This is a genomic window from Flexivirga endophytica, assembly GCF_014640635.1.
GTDB lineage: Bacteria > Actinomycetota > Actinomycetes > Actinomycetales > Dermatophilaceae > Flexivirga > Flexivirga endophytica.
Genome location: NZ_BMHI01000002.1, coordinates 594569 through 612574, shown reverse-complemented (window position 1 = coordinate 612574; position 18006 = coordinate 594569). Strand labels below are relative to the sequence as shown.

The following is an 18006-nucleotide window of genomic DNA, read 5'->3' as shown; positions in this document are numbered from 1 at the left end:
TCAGTGTCCCATCGGCCGGCCGGTCGTCCACTGCGACGTGAACCGATCGCTCACGGGACACCGCTGCCGCAACCCGCATAATTGGCACTCTCATGCATGCACTCACCAAGACGTCGACCGCCATCGCCGGCACCGGCCTCGGCACGCTCGCGTGGGCGTCGCTGGTCGAGCGACACCTCTACATCCTGCGCCGTTTCACCGTGCCGGTGCTGGCCCCAGGCGCGCGCCCGCTGCGCGTGCTGCAGGTCAGCGACTTGCACCTGGTGCCGCGGCAGGAGCGCCGGATCGATTGGGTGCGCGGGCTGGCGGCGCTGGAGCCGGACTTCGTGGTCAACACCGGCGACAACTGCTCGGACCTGCACGCCGTTCCGTCGGTGCTGCACGCGATGGAGCCGCTGATGGACTTCCCCGGCGCGTTCGTGCTCGGGTCCAACGACTACTACGCACCGATGCCCAAGAACCCGCTGAAGTATGTCGGCCTCGGCCAGCCTCATCCCAAGGGACCGGAGATGCGCACGCCGAACCTGCCGGTGCAGGACCTCGTCGACGGCTTCATCGGCGGCGGATGGACCGATCTGGACAATGTGCGTACGACGCTCGAAATCGCCCACCAGCCCGTCGAATTCGTCGGTGTTAACGACCCGCACATCGAGTTGGACGACTACGCCTCGGTGGCGGGGCCGGCAGCATCGGACGTGGCCGCAACTGTCGGCGTGGTGCACGCGCCATACGTGCGAGTGCTGGATCCGATGACCGCGGACGGTGCCGGGCTGGTGCTGGCCGGGCACACCCACGGTGGTCAGGTGTGCGTGCCGTTCTACGGAGCGCTGACCACCAACTGCGACCTGGACAACGCTCGTGCCAAAGGAGTTTCGCGCTGGTGGCCGGGTGCGTCGGGGCATCGGGACGCGGATGGCCCGGACGATGCGGCTTGGCTGCACGTGTCGGCCGGGCTGGGCCACAACAAGTACAACCCGGTGCGACTCGCCTGCCGACCGGAGGCGACCCTGCTGACGCTCGTCGCACGATGACATTCGTCAAGCACGCCGCATCCGAGCGGGCAGCCTCCTGGGAAGCCGCCGGCCTCGAGTGGTTGCGTGCGGCCGGTGGCACGTCGGTCGTCGAGGTGACCTCAGTCGAATCCAACAGTCTTGTGCTGCAACAGCTTTCGTCGACCTCACCATCGACCGCGGCGGCCGAGGACTTCGGGCGTTCGCTCGCAGCGACGCACTCCGCAGGCGCTTCGGCGTATGGCGTCGGACCGGACGGATGGCAGGGCGACGGATACCAGGGGCCGGCTGACGACCTGTTGCCCCTGCCGTTGCGGCCCTACGACTCGTGGGGCGCGATGTATGCCGACCTGCGGGTGGTTCCGCTGCTCGAGCGGGCGACAGCGCTGCGCAGCGAGGCGGAGCAGCTGTTGAGGCGCCTCCGGGGCGGCGATTTCGACGGATCCTGCGCAGCTCCGGCGCGGCTGCACGGCGACCTGTGGTCCGGGAACGTCGTCTGGACCGCGGACGGCGCTGCCCTCATCGATCCGGCTGCACACGGCGGTCACCCGGAGTCCGATCTCGCGGCGCTGGCCCTCTTCGGCGCACCGCACCTGGAGCGGATCGTTGCGTCATACGAGGAAGTTGCGCCGTTGGGCGACGGCTGGCGCGAGCGCGTCCCGCTGATGCAACTGCACCTCGTCCTGCTGCACGCCGTGCTCTTCGGCGGCGGGTATGTCGAGCAGACCCGCCGGATCCTGCACCGTTACCGCTGACCTTCGTTGAGCGCCCGCCGGCCGCCGGATGCCTGACGGTCAGGTCACGCATCCCGCGTTCCCGTCCTGACCCGATTGGGCGAAACACCTGGACTACTTGTATCGTTGCATCTCGCCGCGCGTATCCATCGGGTGCACGCGGCATGCCACGGGGTGTGGCGCAGCTTGGTAGCGCGCGTCGTTCGGGACGACGAGGTCGCAGGTTCAAATCCTGTCACCCCGACTCGTTGGCAAACCGGCTCTGACCTGCGGAAACGTGGTCGGAGCCGGTTTCTTTTATGTCCCAATGGGCATAACTGAGGCACAACGGCACCGATCGCGGACAGGTTTAACCCCCGCGAGGCGGCAACCTCCGGGGGTCTGACGACAGCAGTTCAGAGGTGCTGACGTGGCTTCAAGAGTAGCCGCCACCGCTCCGCCCGCCAAGGGCGTCGAGCTCCGGCAGGACGTGCGCCCTGTCGCCTCATGTCGCTACCTGTCTCGCCCTGCCGTGGACGAGACGGGTGGTAGTCGATCGACGACGGTCTGACTTCGTTCCGACGGCAACACCGAGGCATCGCGCCCGCTGCCGTTCGCGCCGCCGCTTTCTGCGGCCGCGCAGTTTCCCTCCCCTACAAGAACGTCTGCGCCCGTACGGATCGAAACGGGTGGGCCGACCAGTCCTCGGTGCCGTCCCGGGTCAGAGCCGGAAGTGCACCCTGCCCGAGTTCGGTGGCGTCACGCGGTCCAAGGCAGACCCGGGCGCGGACGACTGACCCTCGTACGGCGTCCCGAACACATCCCGGTCCCGGGGGCAAGCGAGTCATACCCGCAGCCCGTCCCCGGCCAAGCCATACGCGACCACGCGACCGACGCGGTCTCCGGGGACCCACAACCCTGCGCGGGTTGGGGTCCCCCTACCTTCACCCCGCTCCCGTGCTCCCTCTGCGGTCCCTATTCACCGACTCGGCGCAGCACGCCGAGCAGCATCGCCATCTTGGCTCGGCTCAGCGTCGGCGACCGACGCAGTTCGAGGCACTCCTCGAAGTGATCGAGCAGGAGCGCCTCGTCGTACGTCTCCAGCTCGACATCTTGGACAGCACGCAGAATCACCTCCACCTCAACGAGTTTCGGCGTGTACGGCCCGACCTTCATCCGACGCTCCACCTTCCGAACGACGAAGCCCAGATCGATGACCCGATCGTCGTCGTCCCAGCGACAAGGCGCGCACACCCACTTCCCTCCGCCTCGCTTTGCGGGCAACTTGAATATCCGTTCCCCCGCCAGCGTGGCCGCACCGCACAACGAACACGCACCGTTGAACTGCGCCTCGATTCCGTATCGCACGATCCGCTCCATGAACACGACTATGCACTATTAGTGGGGCAGACATTGATGCCCAACTCGCGTGACATCAATGCGTGCCGACGCGACGCGATCAGGTAGACCCTGAGCAGCAGGAACGCTGGGCTGAGTCGCGTAGGCGGGTCGGCGCGAACGTCCGTCGGCTACGCCTGGAGCGCGGCCTGACGCAGGAGGCCCTGGCGCTCGAGTCTGGCCTGAGCCGGAACCAGCTGATCGAGCTCGAGCACGGACGGCGCGGGGTGCTGTTCGAGCGGCTCGACGACCTGGCTCTCGTACTCCGGGTCAGCGTGGCCACGCTCGTGCAGTAGTCGCCACACGGCGCGGTCTCTGACCTATGCCGGCCGCGATGGGACGGTTGGGTCGATGCTCAGCATCTGCATGTGTTGTCTGGTACGGCGCGCGCTGGACAGCTGGGCCCTTTGCTGGTCTTTTATCCTTCTGATCCCGATCACGGCATGACGCACTGACTCGCCTCGTCCTCGCGCCCCGGTCACGGGGTGAGCCGTCGGCTCAACGAGTCTCGGCTGCCTAGCCCGGTGCGCCTTGAACGTACGTCTCGCTGTCGTCATTCCAAAACCATTCGCCGTTTTGCGGGTCAGTCTGGAGAACAGGCTTCAGGTCTGGCCATCGATCAAGCAGGAACCCAAGGTCCTGAAGCAGGACGTTGTCCGGGTTGTTGATCTCATCATCAGACTCGTCGCCGACCATGGCGCGCCATCCGGAATCACGCTCGTTGTCGGGATCTTCGCGATAGAGGTATCGCGGACGCAGGTCCAAATCCTGACATCGCCGGCTCACGAATGCCTTCTTCCCGAGCAACGGCCAGTCGCCAGGCGTCGCGATGACGTGCTGGGGGCCGAAATCGACCCGATCGCCGAGACCGACCGTTGTGATTGCGCGAGGCGTGTTCACGAGCGCTCCGACGTATCCACCGTCGCTGACCCCGAGCACCTGAACCCACATGCGTTCGGCACCAGGGTCGCTCGGCTCCGGATTGGTGACCTCGAATAGCAGCTTGGCGTAATCACCAGGCCGCAACGCCTCCCGCTCGGCGCGTGGAGGGATGAAGAAGCTACGGGGCGCTTCCGCGTGACGGGTCTCCCCATCAGCAAGTCGATACGAGACGATCCGATCGGGCACGTCGCCATCGTCCACCATCGACGGCCTTAGCCGCGCATCGCGGTGTGCCCGTGATGCGACGACCACGGTGCGCGATCGAGTTCGGACTCCCACCACGACTCGTTCCTGGCACGTGCCAACGAGGCAGGCCGCGCACCTCTCCATGATCGAGGAACTCGAAGCCACACACAGCTCTTGCATTCTCGGCGCGTGCGCATTTCGCTGATGCGTATCAGTCACCTGGGGCAGGCCTTCGCACTCCCCCACCATCGGTCCGTACGAGGTCGGCCAACGAAACGACGTCGGCCCGCACCGACGCCCACTTAGCTCCGGAGAATTTGCCCATCTCTTGGAGCCCGGTGAGGGCGCGGATGACGGTAGCGACCGCCACCGGATCCGCGAGAACGGCAGCGGTCAATGCCCGTCGATCCAACGTGTCGACATCGTTGCGGTCCTGACTCGACGTTCCCTCCGGCCGCTGAGCCGCGTCGGTAGGGCGCTTACCGGACCCTCCATCAGCGCCGCGGCGTGGTTGCTTCGGGACGTCGATCATGCGGATCTCGACGGCCGCTTCGCGGGCGCCGCGGCGTACCACCGCTGCCTCATTTCGGCACCGCGTCGAGCACCACACTGGCCGCCGACCGCGTCCGGTATAGACCACCGGGCCGCCACACCGCGGACATACGGCAGCCGACTCGTCGCTCATTTCGATCCTCCGTGACGTGGTCCAGCAGCCTGTCTCAGGTCCGCTCTAGTAGGTCGTCGGCGAGGCCATCGATGTCGCGTGCTGCCTCGATCCGGCGACTCGGTCCAGCCTGTTCTTCGCCAGGTGGCTGTTCCCAACCAACCATCATTTCGCATCATCGAAACGCACGCACGCCGACAATGCAAGAGGTGTGTCGTACATCGACGTGCGCGTTTCCTGGAGGAGGTACGACGAGGGTGATGCCTGCACTGTCCTCGTTGGCCAGTGCGTGGTCGGAGCGTCGTCGTCGGATCGGGGTTCTCGGTGCGGTGGCGGCTCGAGCGGCAGCAAGAATTAAAAGAACTAAAAACCGCTAAAGCCGCGGCGCAAGTACGTCACGGCCGACGCAGGGACCGACGACGCCGCGGGCCGACAGCATCCAAGCAAGACAATCCCAGGTGTGGGATCAGTCCACGAACAGGGTGCGACGCCTCGGTGACGAGCTCGCGTCGTGCGCTCAGTGCTCACATCCCGCGCCCGGACGCTCGACGCACAGCCCTGCGGCGTTTTCGGCTTCCGGAACATCTACCCGCCGCTCGTGACCGCCAGGGACCCGACCTGCCCTTAGGGCTGCAGAAAGGAGATCCACATGCCTACTTCTGCCAGTGCCCGTCGCCACTTCGAGTCTCTGTCCGATGCAGCTGAACGAACCGGTTTGAGTGTTCGGACTTTGCGTCGCCGTATCGCCGCCGGTCACCTGCCCGCCTACCGCAGCGGCCCCCGCATCCTCCGAGTCGACCCAGCCGACGTCGACCGGCTGATGGTGCGAGTCCCAACCGTCTGATTGTTCGAAGGGGGCCGTCGATCTCGACCGACGGTTCGCGCCAATTTGGCGCCATCTGGCTAACGAGGTCACTCGAGCTCGGTGGGCTCAGCGTCTCTTCGGGACTGCGCTTCCGCAGCGCGAGCGTGACGCTCGACGGATCCGGCAATTTTCTTCAGAACAGGCTCAAGCAACGCGACGCCCACGGCTCGCGCGCTTTGCTGGCGCAGATCTTCCAGGGCGACTGTGTACTCAACGGCTTCAAGAGGGCCGCTCGGACCCTCACCAACGACGGTGATTGTCAGTTCTGGAACCGGTGGCCCATCAGAGCCCTGGAAGAACTCATGTGCGACGCCGAGACCCCAACTGAACGTGCGATGAGGAGCAATGGAGCCGAAACCAGCCGCCAGTCGCTCATCCACGCGACGCGCCCTCTGCTTCATCCGCTCCGGAACGATCTGTTCCAACGGCGGATCAATGATCACCCGAACGGCGGTCGCGACCGTCGGCCCCGAGTTGCCAACAACAAGCGTCAGAATCTGGCCGTCATCCCTTGGTCGAACATCAGCCCAGACGTATGGCTGAAGAGCTGCCTCCTGAGCACGTACAGAGTTCTCAAGTTGACGTTGAGAGATGGCCCGGGATGCCTCTGCGGCTTCAGCCGACCGTTCGGACGCACGCGCGCTGCGAGACCCGAGCCGGTAGGACACCATGAGCGCCACAAGAGCGATGCCGGCGGAGAAGATCGAGATCGCAACGGGAAGCATGCCCGGACCATAACCACGTAGGCCGACATCCAACCGCTGCACGTCTGGCTGCACACTCGGAGATCAATCTGAGATTGTCCATATGGTCGTTGGCGGAATGGCGTGAGATCGCAAACGTTGCGGATAGTCCGCAGTAACCTGCGAGCATCATGAATGCGCCATCAGGGGACGAGGCTCGGCTTGCTGCCGAGGCACGGGCGCGTGTGCTCATTGACCGGCAGTTGACCGACGCCGGCTGGGCGGTCCAGGACAAGAAGGCGCTCAACCTCTTCGCGGCGCAGGGCGTTGCGTGCCGCGAAGTCACCATGAAGTCCGGGCACGGCCGCGCGGACTACCTGCTGTATGTCGACCAGCGCGTCGTCGGTGTCATCGAGGCGAAGCCGCAGGGCACGACACTGAGCGGGGTCGAGTGGCAGTCGGCGATGTATGCCGAGGGCCTCCCGTCCGACATACGACTCAAGGCACTCACCAAGGACGGCCGGCTGCCGTTCATCTTCGAGGCGAGCGGCACCGAAACCCACTTCACCAACGGCTATGACCCGGACGCACGATCGCGACAGCTGTTCGCGTTCCCGCAGCCGGCGACGCTCGCCCGCATCATCCGCGATGCCGAAGCCGACGAGGATTCACCGACCTGGCGCGCGAAGGTACGCCACCTCCCCGAGCTCGACACGACGAGCCTGCGGCCAGCGCAGATCACCGCGATCAACGGCGTGGAGCACTCGCTCGCCGCGCAGCAGTTCGACCGTTCGCTGGTGCAGATGGCGACCGGTGCCGGCAAGACCTACACCGCCGTCACGCTCGCCTACCGACTGCTGAAGTTCGGCGGCTTCAAGCGCATCCTCTTCCTCGTCGACCGCAACAACCTCGCCGAGCAGTCGATCGCCGAGTTCCAGAACTACCGCACTCCCGGCGACGGCCGACGGTTCACCGAGATCTACAACGTCGACAAGCTCACCCGCGCCGGCATGCTCGACAGCAGCAACGTCGTCATCTCGACCATCCAGCGCGTTTACAAGGCGCTGCAGGGCGACGAGGTCACCGCCGACGATGACCCGGGTCTGGACGATTTCGTGCCCGACTCCCCCGTCACCGTCGCCTACAGCTCGCAGCTGCCGCCTGAGACATTCGACCTGGTCGTCGTCGACGAGGCGCACCGCTCGATCTACGGCGTATGGCGCAGCGTCCTCGAGTACTTCGACGCCCACGTCGTCGGTCTGACCGCCACTCCCGGCAAACAGACCTTCGCGTTCTTCCGGCAGAACCTGGTCTCCGAGTACACCTACCCGCAGTCGGTCGCCGACCGCGTGAACGTCGACTTCGACCTCTACCGGATCCGCACCGAGATCTCCGAGCGCGGCAACTCGATCGACGCCGGCACGATCGTGCCCAAGGTCGACCGCCGCACCCGCAAGCAACGGCTCGAAGCGTTGGAGGAGGACCTCGAGTACACCAACAAGCAGCTCGACCGCGCGGTCACCGCCAAGTCGCAGATCCGGTTGGTGCTGGAGACTTTTCGCGACCGGCTCTTCACCGAGATCTTCCCCGGACGCTCCACCGTGCCCAAGACGCTGATCTTCGCCAAGGACGACGCACACGCAGAAGAGATCGTCACCACGGTGCGCGAGGTCTTCGGCAAGGGCAACGACTTCGCCGCCAAGATCACCTACAACGCCCGCGACCCGAAGGGGCAGCTACAGGCCTTCCGCACCTCCCCCAGTCTGCGCATCGCGGTGACCGTCGACATGATCGCCACCGGCACCGACGTGAAGCCGCTGGAGTGCGTCTTCTTCATGCGCGACGTGCGGTCGGCGCAGTACTTCGAGCAGATGAAGGGCCGCGGTGCCCGCACCATTACCCCGGCCGACTTCCAGTCCGTCACCCCGGACGCGCCGGGCAAGGACCGGTTCGTGATCGTCGACGCAGTCGGTGTCACCGAGCACGACTTCGTCGACCCACCGCTGAACCGTGAGAAGGGCGTCTCGCTCAAGAAGCTGCTCGACAAGGCGGCCACACTGTCTCTCACAGAGGACGAAACGGCGACTCTCGCATCACGATTGGCCAAGTTGGAGCTCGACCTCAACCCCGCCGAACGAGAGGAACTCGACGACGTCGCGGGTATGCCGGTCCGCGACATCGTCCGCGGTTTGGTCGACGCGGTCGATCCCGACACCCAAGCCAAAGCCGCCGCCGGACAAGCAGATCCGGAGGCCGCGATCCAGCGCCTGCTCGACGATGCGACGCGACCGCTCGCCGCCAACCCAGAACTCCGCGGCCGCATCCTCGAGCTGCGCGCCACTCACGACCGGATCATCGACGAGGTCAACGCCGACACACTGATCGACGCGAGCGGCGTGGTCGATACCGGCCGAGCCAGGTCGGTCGTCGAGTCCTGGCAGGCTTACCTCAACGAGCACCGAGACGAAATCACCGCCATCCAACTCCTCGGCGAAGCCCGCGTGCGACGCATCAACTTCGCCGACATCCAGGAGCTCGCCGACCGGATCAGCCGGCCTCCGCACAACTGGACCACGGACCTCATCTGGCACGCCTACGAGACGTTGTATGTCGACAAGGTCCGCCACAGCGACCGGCACACCCTCACCGACCTGGTCTCGCTGCTGCGCTATACCGTCGGGGTCGATGACGAGCTGGTGCCGTATGCCGACCGAGTGCGCGAACGGTATGCCGCCTGGCTCGTCCAGCAAGCGCAGTCGGGCACGAATTTCACTGAGACACAAAGGTGGTGGCTGGACCGGATGGTCGAAGTGATCGCAAACTCCGCCGGCATCACCGCCGAAGACCTCGACGAAGCACCCTTCACTGAGCGCGGCGGTGTGGACGGAGCGCTGCGTGATCTTGGCGACCAAGCGGCCGACCTGTTGGAGAACCTCAACGCGGAGCTCACCGCGTGAGCACGCTGCCCAACGGTTGGCGAACCGTCACACCTCACCAAATTGCTGGTGAAGACAAGACTCGACTCGTCATCGGACCGTTTGGTAGCAACCTCAAGACGTCGGACTACCGGAGCAGCGGGGTTCCACTCGTCTTCGTGCGAGACATCCGCGCTCGGGACTTCGAGAACGTTCGCGCATTTGTCGATCCGGAGAAGGCACAAGAGTTGGCTGCCCACCTTGTCCGCCCGGGTGACGTTCTCATCACCAAGATGGGCGAGCCGCCAGGGGATTCGACAGTCTACTCAGGCACCGAGCCTGCGGTGATTACGGCCGACTGCATTCGCCTGCGGCCGATTGACGACTTCGACGCGAAATTCGTCGCTTATGCCATTCAAGCGCCACCCCTCAAGCAGCAGATCGAGCGCATCACAAGCGGAGTTGCGCAGCGCAAGGTCAGCTTGGCTCGCTTCAGGTCCGGCTTGACCATCCCGATTCCGCATCTGCACGAGCAGCGGCGGATCGTCGAGATCCTCGAAGAACACCTCTCCCACCTCGACGCAGCGGACGCTGGCCTCTCCAATGCATTGGCCCGTCTCGACGCCTTGCGTGCGTCGCTCCTCAGTTCGGCGCGACAAGGAGCAATGACGCCGCTGCGAGAGGTATCAACAATTCAAGGTGGTATCCAAAAGCAACCTCGTCGGGCGCCGCGGGAGAACTCGTACCCGTTCTTGCGTGTCGCCAACGTCACTGCGAAGGGCCTCGACCTGACAGACGTCCATCGGATCGAGTTGTTCGGCGACGAACTCACGAAGTTGCGACTTGCCCGTGGAGACTTGCTGGTCGTCGAAGGAAACGGCAGCGCGAGTCAGATAGGCCGAGCAGCACTCTGGGACGGCTCTATCGAGGATTGCGTCCACCAGAACCACCTGATCCGCGTTCGTGTGACCGGCGATCTTCTGCCGGAATACCTTGAAGCTGTGTGGAACTCACCAGAGACACGCGCCGAGCTCACTGCCGTCGCCAGCTCCAGCAGCGGACTCCACACGCTGAGCGTTACCAAGTTGAAGCGAATCTCGATCCCGATTCCCGAGCGAGCAGAGCAGCAGTCCATCGTCGCGACGCTGGCGGACGACCGCGCTGCGCGCAAACGACTGGTCAACGAGGTGCAGGTGGCTCGCACGAAACTGTCTGGCCTGCGTCGCGCTGTCCTCGCCGGGGCGTTCAGCGGGACGCTGACCGGTCGCCATACCGACGACGAAGTGATCGAAGGAATGGCGACCGCACATGGCTGACCATCGCCTCTGGGCCTATATCGACGAGACCGGAGACCGTGGCATCGGGCCAAGGTCAAGTCCGATCTTCGGGATGGCAGCCGTCATAGCGGACACATCGGGGGCGGCAAACCTTCGCGCTGCCGTCAACCAACTGCGAGCAGATTTCAAGGTTCCAGACGGTCGAGTCATGTCGTGGAAAGAGCATACGAAGAACCATGACCGACGCCGCCACGCCGCTTCGGCGTTGGCAACGATCAAGGGCATCAAGGTTTGCTACGTCTACGCGCAGAAGAGTGCCCTGGACCCGACCTCGTACGTGCGCGACATCGCGCTGTTCTATAACTACGTCGCGATGAAGACCTATACGTCCATCCTGTGGGCCGCGCGCAACTGGAAGGGCAATGACTGCCAACTCTGGACTCGGTTCGGCCACGTCCGCGCCCACGACCACCGCCCAACGAAGCGCTACCTCGAGCGAATGGCGCGCCAGAACCCCAGACTCCCCGACGATATCGAGCAAGGGTTGCGGTGGGTCGGTGCTGGCGACTACGTCGAGAGCCAGGCAGCCGACTTGTTCGGCGGTTTCCTGAAGGCCGCGCTGTGGCCGAGCGGTGAATTCGATCTGGTCGAACCGGCCTATCTCCGGACGATCTGGCCGCTGATCCGGAACAGCGATTCCTGCGCGGTACCACTCGGGCTCATGTCGATGCCGGAAAACAAAATCGTCACAACACACGACTGGTTCCCATGTGCCAACTGCCCACAACGCTGAAAGTCGGCCCGCCGAGTGCCTCCGGGGGCCGATCCACTGAAGGAGGGCGGTGGCAGCACCGCTGGCGATCCCCGGCAAGCACTCCGCGAGCCGACGACAACAGTGTGCCGCACGACGGTGACAATCATCAATTCAACTCGCTCAGCCGGTCGTGCAACGGCCGCGTCGAATGGGACTCAGCCGAACGCTCCTTCGGAGTGCGGGAGAGCCGTGGAGTCGAGTGACAACGGGCTGATCGACGCCGCCCGGGTTCTTCAAAGCCTCGCGGCGAAACGGCCAACGTTCCACTCAGAGGCCGACTTCCAGTTTGCTTTTGCGTGGGAGGCGAAGCTGGGATCGCCAGATCTTGAAGTGCGCCTCGAGACTCATCCGGAGCCCGCTGTCCGACTCGACCTTGAGCTGCTCGATTCCCGATCTGGCATCGGCGTGGCCATCGAGATGAAGTACATGACCCGGTTTTGGTCAGGACGCCACGGTTCGGAGACGTTTTCTCTCAAGAACCACGGCGCGTCGGACCTGCGTGGTTACGACATCGTCAAGGACATCGTCCGGGTCGAGCGTTTCGTCGCGGCACGGCCCAGCTGGTCCGGACTCGTCATCGTTCTCACCAACGAGGCAAGCTACTGGCGGCCACGCACTCACGGGAGAGCCACCAACGCTGACGCATTCCGAATCAGCGAAGGCACACTACTCGCTGGACAACGAGGCTGGGGGCCGCGTACCGGCGGCACGGCCAAGGGTCACGAGGCACCCCTGCAGCTTGCGGGCGAGTACGCACTGGAGTGGACCGACTACTCGCGGCTCGACTCAAGCCGGGCCGGGACGTTCCGGTCGCTCACCATCGAGATAGGAGGAACAAGTGCCGTGGGGACGTGAAGAATCCGAGTGGTCGGAGTTGCTCCACGCGACTGCACAGTTCCTCGCGGAGCAAGCACGTCTCCGACGGACAACGTCGTACACCGAACTCAATGCGGTGCTCCAACAGCGGACTGGCGCACATGGTTTCGACTTCGACAGTGATCAGGGCCGTGCAGCAATGGGAGCGTTGCTCGGAGAGGTGGCGACGGTGAAGCTGCCTGAGGTGGGCGCGCTCGTCTCATCGATTGTTGTCTACCTTCGTGAGAACGACGCCGGCACCGGCTTCTTCAGACTTGCCAGCTCGCTCGGGCTGTTGACCCCAAGACCGTCCGGCGACCAGCGGCTCGACTTCTGGGCGAATCAGGTGAAGGCAACGTATGACTACTACGCCTCGCGCTGAGCGCGAGAACTGGCCGCTCGCGACATACTGACTGGAGGGACACACTGTCGGCAGCCAGACGTACCGTAGGCATTCAGAAAGAAATTCGAGGTGGTGAGAGGCATGACGACACGCGAGATCGAGTTCCGCTTGATCGACCACCAGAGCGCGGACGGTGAGTTGCTCGCAGTCGATGCCCTCGGCATCATCAGCTCGTTCAAGGACATCACTTACCGCCTGACCCGTTCGGTTGCCGCGCGATCCGGTCTTGGCAGGACCGACGCGGTGCTCGAGCGTCTCGCGACCGTGCGGGTCGGCCTCAGAAACGGCAGCACGCGGGTTGTCTTCGTTGTCGGTGACCAGGACGCGATCATCGACCCGGTCTCCGAGCAGGTCGATGCGACATTCTGGGCAATCGTCGAAGGAATGAACAACAACGAGAGACCGCCGAACGTGTCTGACACTGTTGCGGATTCGGTGGACAAGCTTGTGATCGCCCTGGAGCGGGCGGCACCCCAGGTCGAAGTAACGCTTCCAGGGCATGGTCCGCGCACCCTTCATACCAAGATGTTGCGCCGGGACCCGTGGCAGCGGCAGGGTGGCGAGGAAGCAGGCGAGGTGTCAGTCCACGGCGTGCTGGAGATGGTCGACCTGCACACCGCGCGCTTCCGCTTGCGCGACGCCGCCGGGAACGCGATCGACCTGCTCGGAGTCGCGGCACCTGACGAAGCGGCTCGCCTTGTCGGCACACGGGTCGTGGCGACGGGCGTCCTCGCCGTGGGCCAGGGCACGCAGCACCACCGCATGGAAGAAGCGCAGATCACACCGCAGGAGTCACTCGAGAGCCGACTCGGCCTCCAACCCCCACCCGGTCCCGATGAGCTCCGGCAGCGCGCACTGAACACGCCGGTGCCAGCCGCCGTCGACATCTCAGACGAAGAACTCGACGACTTCCTGGCGGAAATTCGTGCCTGATGACCTCGTCCTGGTCGACACGGATGTGTGGAGCCGCGCGATCTTCAGCAGCCGCACTCCCGATCCGAGAGTCGCGTCCTGGCGCCGACTGCTCCTCGGAAAGCAACCGCTGATTGCGGCTCAGACCGAAGGTGAAGTTCGGTTCGGCGCTTTGGTGAAGCAGTGGGGCACAACTCGGATGACTGACTTGGAGTCCCACCTCGCGAGGACACCGACGGTTCCGGTGACCGCTGAAGTCATCCAGTCGTTCGCAACCGTCCGCGCGGCCTGTAGGCAAGCGGGCCACGCACTCGCGGACAAAATCCACATGGGCGATGCATGGATCGCCGCCACCGCCCACGCTCACGACATACCGCTACTGAGTGGCGACGACATCTACCGCGGGGTCGACGGACTCCGGCTACTGAAGGATGAAAATGAGTGACTCCCGCCGCCTCGTCGACAAGATGTGGTCCTACTGCGATGTGCTGCGCGACGACGGCGTCGGCGTCATCGAATACACCGAGCAGCTGACCTACTTGTTGTTCCTGAAGATGGCTCATGAGCGTGCGACGCGGAGGCTCGCCCCGGAGCGGATCGTGCCCGAAAAATATTCGTGGCAGCGGCTGCTCGACGCACAGGGCGACAACCTTGAGGTCGTCTACACCCAGATCCTCGTCGGCCTCGCCCGCGAACCCGGCCTGATCGGCACGATCTTCCGCAAGGCACAGAACCGCATCCAGGACCCGGCAAAACTGCGCCGCCTCATCGTCGACCTGATCGACAAGGAGCAGTGGTCGCAGTCCGGGACCGACATCAAGGGCGACGCGTACGAGGAGTTGCTGTCCCGGGGTGCGTCGGACAAGGGTTCCGGAGCAGGCCAGTACTTCACGCCGCGCGCCCTCATCCAGGGGATCGTCGACGCCATCCGCCCAACGGTCGCCGACAGTGTGGTCGATCCCGCATGCGGCACCGGCGGTTTCCTGCTCGTCGCTCATCAGAATGCCGAACAGGGTGCGGCATCCATGACACCCAAGCAGCGTGATCACCTGCGCGACACCTTCGCCGCCGGTTATGAACTCGTCGATGGCACTGCGCGTCTCGCGTCGATGAATCTGCTGCTCCATGGCATGGGCAAGTCCAACGGCCCGTCCTTGATCGAGGTCAAGGACTCGTTGATCGCCGACCCGGGCGATCGCTGGTCCGTGGTGTTGTCGAATCCGCCGTTCGGGCGCAAGTCGTCGCTGACGATGGTCGGTGCCGACGGGCGCGAGGCACGCGAGGACCGGGAGATCGAACGCCAGGACTTCGTCGCGACCACCAGCAACAAGCAGCTCAACTTCGTGCAGCACATCATGACGATCCTCGACACCAACGGTCGCGCCGCGGTTGTCCTGCCTGACAACGTGCTCTTCGAGGGCGGCGCCGGCGAGACGATCCGCCGCAAGCTGCTGAACGACTTCGACCTGCACACCATGCTCCGCCTGCCGACCGGCATCTTCTACGCGAACGGCGTCAAGGCGAACGTGCTGTTCTTCGACAAGAAGGTCGCGAGGCCGGGCCAGCCGTGGACGGAACGACTGTGGGTCTACGACCTGCGCACCAACAAGCACTTCACGCTCAAGCAGAACCCGCTCCGCCGGGCCGACCTCGACGAGTTCGTCGCGTCATACAAAGGCGGAAACCGAAGCGAGAGAACCGAGTCCGAGCGCTGGAAGTCGTTTACGTATGACGAGATTTTCGCCCGCGACAAGGCCAACCTCGACATCACCTGGCTCAAGGACGACTCGCTCGAAGACCTCGACAGCCTCCCCTCGCCCGACGTCATCGCCCGCGAGATCGTCGAGGACCTGACGGCCGCACTTGCCGAGTTCGAAGCAGTAGCAACAGCTCTGGAGGAACAGCTGCGCGGCTAGTTGTCCTGCCCTCAGCGATCCGCCTGATCCAATCAGGCACCGGTTGCCCGCTCTTCGCGCTGGCCGTGATGTAGACCCGTGCCGCGGCGACCTTGTTCGCGAGGGATACGGCTGCGTGGCGTGGCGTGAGCACCGGCCTCGAAGGTGAGGGGCCATCCATGCGTCCTCCTGGCGGTCGAAATCCACTCCATGATCTTCGTTCCCGAGCATGACCGCCAGAGTCGCGATCTGACCTTTGGGGAAGTATGACGAACACTCCCAAGTCCCGCCGCCAGTTCGAGTCGCTCGACGACGCGGCCGAGCGCACCGGCCTCAGCATCCGTACTCTCCGCCGACGAATCGCCGCCGGGCAGTTGCCCGCATACCGCAGTGGACCCCGCGTCCTGCGTGTGGATCCCGCCGATGTCGACCGCCAGATGGAGCCCGTCCGGTCAAGTCCCTGTGAGTGGTGTAGCGGGCTGCGTTCTCCTTGTTGGTGATTCAGGCGGTGAGTTCGGGTAGTTGATCAGCTCCGATCTCGGGATCGTTGCCGGGCGCGATGGTGATGCGGCATCGGGCCAGGACGTCGAGGCCGAGGTAGCGGCGGCCTTCGGCCCATTCGTCGGTTTGCTCGGCGAGCACCGCCCCAACAAGGCGGACGATCGCAGCTCGGTTAGGGAAGATGCCCACGGAGTCGGTGCGGCGGCGGATCTCTCGGTTGAGCCGCTCGGTGGGGTTGTTGGACCAGATCTGGGTCCACACGTCTTTGGGGAACGCGGTGAACGCCAGGATGTCGGCGCGAGCGGCGTCGAGGTGGGCGTGCACGTCGGGCAGCTTCGACTCGACGTAGTCCAGGAGGCGGTCGAACTGGGCGTGCACGCTGGCCGCGTCGGGTTGGTCGTACACGCTGTGCAGCATCGCTTTGACCGCCGGCCACATGTTCTTGGGTGTCACCGACATCAGATTCGCGGCGTAATGGGTGCGGCAGCGTTGCCAGGACGCACCGGGCAGGTTCGCCGCGATCGCTTCCACCAAACCCTGGTGGGCGTCGGAAGTGACTAGCCGGACCCCGGTCAGGCCGCGGGCGACCAGGTCGGCGAAGAACTCGTTCCACGCCGGCCCGGTCTCTGAGGTGGCTACCCGCAGGCCGAGGACTTCACGGTGGCCGTCGCCGTTGACACCGGTCGCCAGCAGCACGACGGCGTTGATGACGCGGCCGCCTTCGCGGACCTTCATCGTCAACGCGTCGGCGGTCACGAACGTGAACGGTCCGGCCTCCCCCAGGGGTCGGTGCCGGAACTCCTCCACGATCTGATCCAAGTCCGTCGCCATCCGCGACACCTGCGATTTGGACAACGAGTCGATGCCCAATGTTTTGACGAGTTTGTCCATCCGGCGGGTGGACACACCGGCGAGGTAGCAGTCGGCAACGACGGTGATCAGCGCGGACTCGGTGCGTTTGCGGCGCTCCAGCAGCCACTCGGGGAAGTAGCTGCCCGTGCGCAGCTTCGGGACCGCGACATCGATCGTGCCGACCCGGGTGTTCAGGCCGCGGCGCCGGTACCCGTTACGTTGCGCCGTACGGTCCGGCGACGGACGCCCGTACTCGGCCCCCACGACCGCGTCAGCGTCCGCGGACAACAACGCGTTGATCATCGTTTGCAGCAGGCTGCGCATCAGATCAGGACTGGCTTCGGACAAGGCTTCACCGAGCAGGCCGGCAGGGTCGACAATGTGTGGTGCGGTCATCGTGATGACTCCATTCGAGAGTGCTGTGAGAGGTTCACTCGAAGGATCACGCGGTGGCCGCACCACGTCCACTACCAGGACGATCACGGCGACCGCGCTACACCACTATGCGGGACTCAACTGCCCGTCCCCACCGCCTAACGGCGCGGCAGGGTTGATCTCGATTGATAGTCAGCATCCCGTGCATAGCAGGGCCGTACGGTCTCATTCGAGACCGAAGACATCCAGCTCGCACGGGCTGCGACTCCGCATACGCGGGAGCCTCAACGACCGGTCCGCTACACCTGACCGTAGCTTGTAGAAATAAGGACTCCATGACTGGAAACGGGTCTGATGATCGTCGGCCTGGCTACAGGTGGACACGCATTACCACTGTATGTTCCGCCAAACAACAGGCGTGCCGCTAGACCGCGGGGGCGGTGGCTTCAGCGTCTCGTCGACCCGCCCCCACCGGAGGTATGAGTTCGCAAACGTTCTGAATCGGTCGCAGTAACATGCGAAGACTATGAATGCGCAACACCGCGGACAATACTCGGTTCGCCGCCAAGGACCGTTAATCCAGCACTCCGCGAAATCGTCACCTGCGACACGGATCCGGCGCAGGTCGACCCGGCACGCGTCGCGGTACCCGACGACGTAGGACGGGCGCTGGTCACAATCGTTGAACGTCACCACGAGAGGAGTTGGACATGCACCTGAGCCGACTGCGAGTCGCAGGGTATCGC

17 protein-coding genes and 1 tRNA gene are annotated in these 18006 nt (G+C 64.6%); 14 read left to right on the top strand and 4 right to left on the bottom strand.

Annotated elements, in window-relative coordinates:
• Window positions 1-92 precede the first annotated feature (92 nt).
• The 3 genes from IEX71_RS07850 to IEX71_RS07840 all read left to right on the top strand — a co-directional run bounded on the left by IEX71_RS07850 (window position 93) and on the right by IEX71_RS07840 (window position 1988).
• Window positions 93-1031, top strand: a complete 939-nt coding sequence (locus IEX71_RS07850) for a metallophosphoesterase (RefSeq protein WP_188836398.1) — start codon at window positions 93-95, stop codon at window positions 1029-1031.
• Window positions 1028-1765, top strand: coding sequence for a fructosamine kinase family protein (locus IEX71_RS07845; protein ID WP_188836397.1), 738 nt, complete (start codon window positions 1028-1030; stop codon window positions 1763-1765). Before IEX71_RS07850 ends, IEX71_RS07845 begins: the two co-directional genes overlap by 4 nt.
• A gap of 149 nt (window positions 1766-1914) precedes the next feature.
• Window positions 1915-1988 (top strand) — tRNA-Pro (locus tag IEX71_RS07840).
• 710 nt (window positions 1989-2698) lie between these two features.
• On the opposite strand, the gene IEX71_RS07835 is transcribed toward IEX71_RS07840, so the two are convergent.
• Window positions 2699-2899, bottom strand: a complete 201-nt coding sequence (locus tag IEX71_RS07835) for a hypothetical protein (RefSeq protein ID WP_188836396.1) — start codon at window positions 2897-2899, stop codon at window positions 2699-2701.
• Window positions 2900-3165: 266 nt separating this feature from the next.
• On the opposite strand from IEX71_RS07835, the gene IEX71_RS07830 reads away from it, so the two are divergent.
• Window positions 3166-3417 (top strand): helix-turn-helix domain-containing protein, encoded by a 252-nt coding sequence (locus IEX71_RS07830; protein WP_188836395.1) that lies wholly within the window; start codon window positions 3166-3168, stop codon window positions 3415-3417.
• Between the two features lie 220 nt (window positions 3418-3637).
• On the opposite strand, the gene IEX71_RS07825 is transcribed toward IEX71_RS07830, so the two are convergent.
• On the bottom strand, window positions 3638-4249 hold the full coding sequence (locus IEX71_RS07825) for an immunity protein Imm33 domain-containing protein (RefSeq protein WP_188836394.1): 612 nt from the start codon (window positions 4247-4249) through the stop codon (window positions 3638-3640).
• A gap of 1313 nt (window positions 4250-5562) precedes the next feature.
• Here IEX71_RS07825 and IEX71_RS07820 point away from each other — a divergent pair.
• Window positions 5563-5757: a helix-turn-helix domain-containing protein gene (locus tag IEX71_RS07820; protein WP_188836393.1), complete on the top strand. Its 195-nt coding sequence runs from the start codon at window positions 5563-5565 to the stop codon at window positions 5755-5757.
• Window positions 5758-5825: 68 nt separating this feature from the next.
• Here the strand turns inward: IEX71_RS07820 and IEX71_RS07815 are convergent, their stop codons facing one another.
• A complete protein-coding gene (locus tag IEX71_RS07815; RefSeq protein ID WP_188836392.1) occupies window positions 5826-6503 on the bottom strand; it encodes a DUF8453 domain-containing protein in 678 nt (225 codons plus the stop codon).
• A 149-nt stretch (window positions 6504-6652) separates the two neighbouring features.
• Between IEX71_RS07815 and IEX71_RS07810 the strand changes: the two genes are divergently transcribed.
• The 9 genes from IEX71_RS07810 (at window position 6653) to IEX71_RS07770 (ending at window position 16032) form a co-directional block, all read left to right on the top strand.
• Window positions 6653-9418: a type I restriction endonuclease subunit R gene (locus IEX71_RS07810; RefSeq protein ID WP_188836391.1), complete on the top strand. Its 2766-nt coding sequence runs from the start codon at window positions 6653-6655 to the stop codon at window positions 9416-9418.
• Complete coding sequence (locus tag IEX71_RS07805) at window positions 9415-10692, top strand: restriction endonuclease subunit S (RefSeq protein WP_188836390.1); 1278 nt, start codon at window positions 9415-9417, stop codon at window positions 10690-10692. Before IEX71_RS07810 ends, IEX71_RS07805 begins: the two co-directional genes overlap by 4 nt.
• Complete coding sequence (locus IEX71_RS07800; RefSeq protein ID WP_188836389.1) at window positions 10685-11446, top strand: DUF3800 domain-containing protein; 762 nt, start codon at window positions 10685-10687, stop codon at window positions 11444-11446. The genes IEX71_RS07805 and IEX71_RS07800 overlap by 8 nt, the downstream gene beginning before the upstream one ends.
• A gap of 210 nt (window positions 11447-11656) precedes the next feature.
• Window positions 11657-12322 carry a hypothetical protein gene (locus IEX71_RS07795; RefSeq protein WP_188836388.1) on the top strand — a complete coding sequence of 222 codons (666 nt, stop codon included), beginning with the start codon at window positions 11657-11659 and terminating at the stop codon, window positions 12320-12322.
• A gap of 190 nt (window positions 12323-12512) precedes the next feature.
• Window positions 12513-12704, top strand: a complete 192-nt coding sequence (locus IEX71_RS22490) for a hypothetical protein (RefSeq protein ID WP_229749561.1) — start codon at window positions 12513-12515, stop codon at window positions 12702-12704.
• 102 nt (window positions 12705-12806) lie between these two features.
• Window positions 12807-13658, top strand: a complete 852-nt coding sequence (locus IEX71_RS07785; protein WP_188836386.1) for a hypothetical protein — start codon at window positions 12807-12809, stop codon at window positions 13656-13658.
• Entirely contained in the window at window positions 13651-14082 is a 432-nt protein-coding gene (locus IEX71_RS07780; protein WP_188836385.1) for a PIN domain-containing protein, read from the top strand. Before IEX71_RS07785 ends, IEX71_RS07780 begins: the two co-directional genes overlap by 8 nt.
• Window positions 14075-15553 carry a type I restriction-modification system subunit M gene (locus IEX71_RS07775; RefSeq protein WP_188836384.1) on the top strand — a complete coding sequence of 493 codons (1479 nt, stop codon included), beginning with the start codon at window positions 14075-14077 and terminating at the stop codon, window positions 15551-15553. The genes IEX71_RS07780 and IEX71_RS07775 overlap by 8 nt, the downstream gene beginning before the upstream one ends.
• Window positions 15554-15798: 245 nt before the next feature.
• Window positions 15799-16032, top strand: a complete 234-nt coding sequence (locus IEX71_RS07770; protein WP_188836383.1) for a helix-turn-helix transcriptional regulator — start codon at window positions 15799-15801, stop codon at window positions 16030-16032.
• A gap of 1 nt (window position 16033) precedes the next feature.
• On the opposite strand, the gene IEX71_RS07765 is transcribed toward IEX71_RS07770, so the two are convergent.
• Entirely contained in the window at window positions 16034-17281 is a 1248-nt protein-coding gene (locus IEX71_RS07765) for an IS256 family transposase (RefSeq protein WP_188836382.1), read from the bottom strand.
• Between the last annotated feature and the right edge of the window lie 725 nt (window positions 17282-18006).

Coding starts and splice junctions, on each gene's coding strand:
- IEX71_RS07850 (WP_188836398.1), top strand. CDS start 93: ATGCATGCACTCACCAAGACGTCGACCGCCATCGCCGGCACCGGCCTC.
- IEX71_RS07845 (WP_188836397.1), top strand. CDS start 1,028: ATGACATTCGTCAAGCACGCCGCATCCGAGCGGGCAGCCTCCTGGGAA.
- IEX71_RS07835 (WP_188836396.1), bottom strand. CDS start 2,899: ATGAAGGTCGGGCCGTACACGCCGAAACTCGTTGAGGTGGAGGTGATT.
- IEX71_RS07820 (WP_188836393.1), top strand. CDS start 5,563: ATGCCTACTTCTGCCAGTGCCCGTCGCCACTTCGAGTCTCTGTCCGAT.
- IEX71_RS07815 (WP_188836392.1), bottom strand. CDS start 6,503: ATGCTTCCCGTTGCGATCTCGATCTTCTCCGCCGGCATCGCTCTTGTG.
- IEX71_RS07810 (WP_188836391.1), top strand. CDS start 6,653: ATGAATGCGCCATCAGGGGACGAGGCTCGGCTTGCTGCCGAGGCACGG.
- IEX71_RS07800 (WP_188836389.1), top strand. CDS start 10,685: ATGGCTGACCATCGCCTCTGGGCCTATATCGACGAGACCGGAGACCGT.
- IEX71_RS07785 (WP_188836386.1), top strand. CDS start 12,807: ATGACGACACGCGAGATCGAGTTCCGCTTGATCGACCACCAGAGCGCG.
- IEX71_RS07775 (WP_188836384.1), top strand. CDS start 14,075: ATGAGTGACTCCCGCCGCCTCGTCGACAAGATGTGGTCCTACTGCGAT.
- IEX71_RS07770 (WP_188836383.1), top strand. CDS start 15,799: ATGACGAACACTCCCAAGTCCCGCCGCCAGTTCGAGTCGCTCGACGAC.
- IEX71_RS07765 (WP_188836382.1), bottom strand. CDS start 17,281: ATGACCGCACCACACATTGTCGACCCTGCCGGCCTGCTCGGTGAAGCC.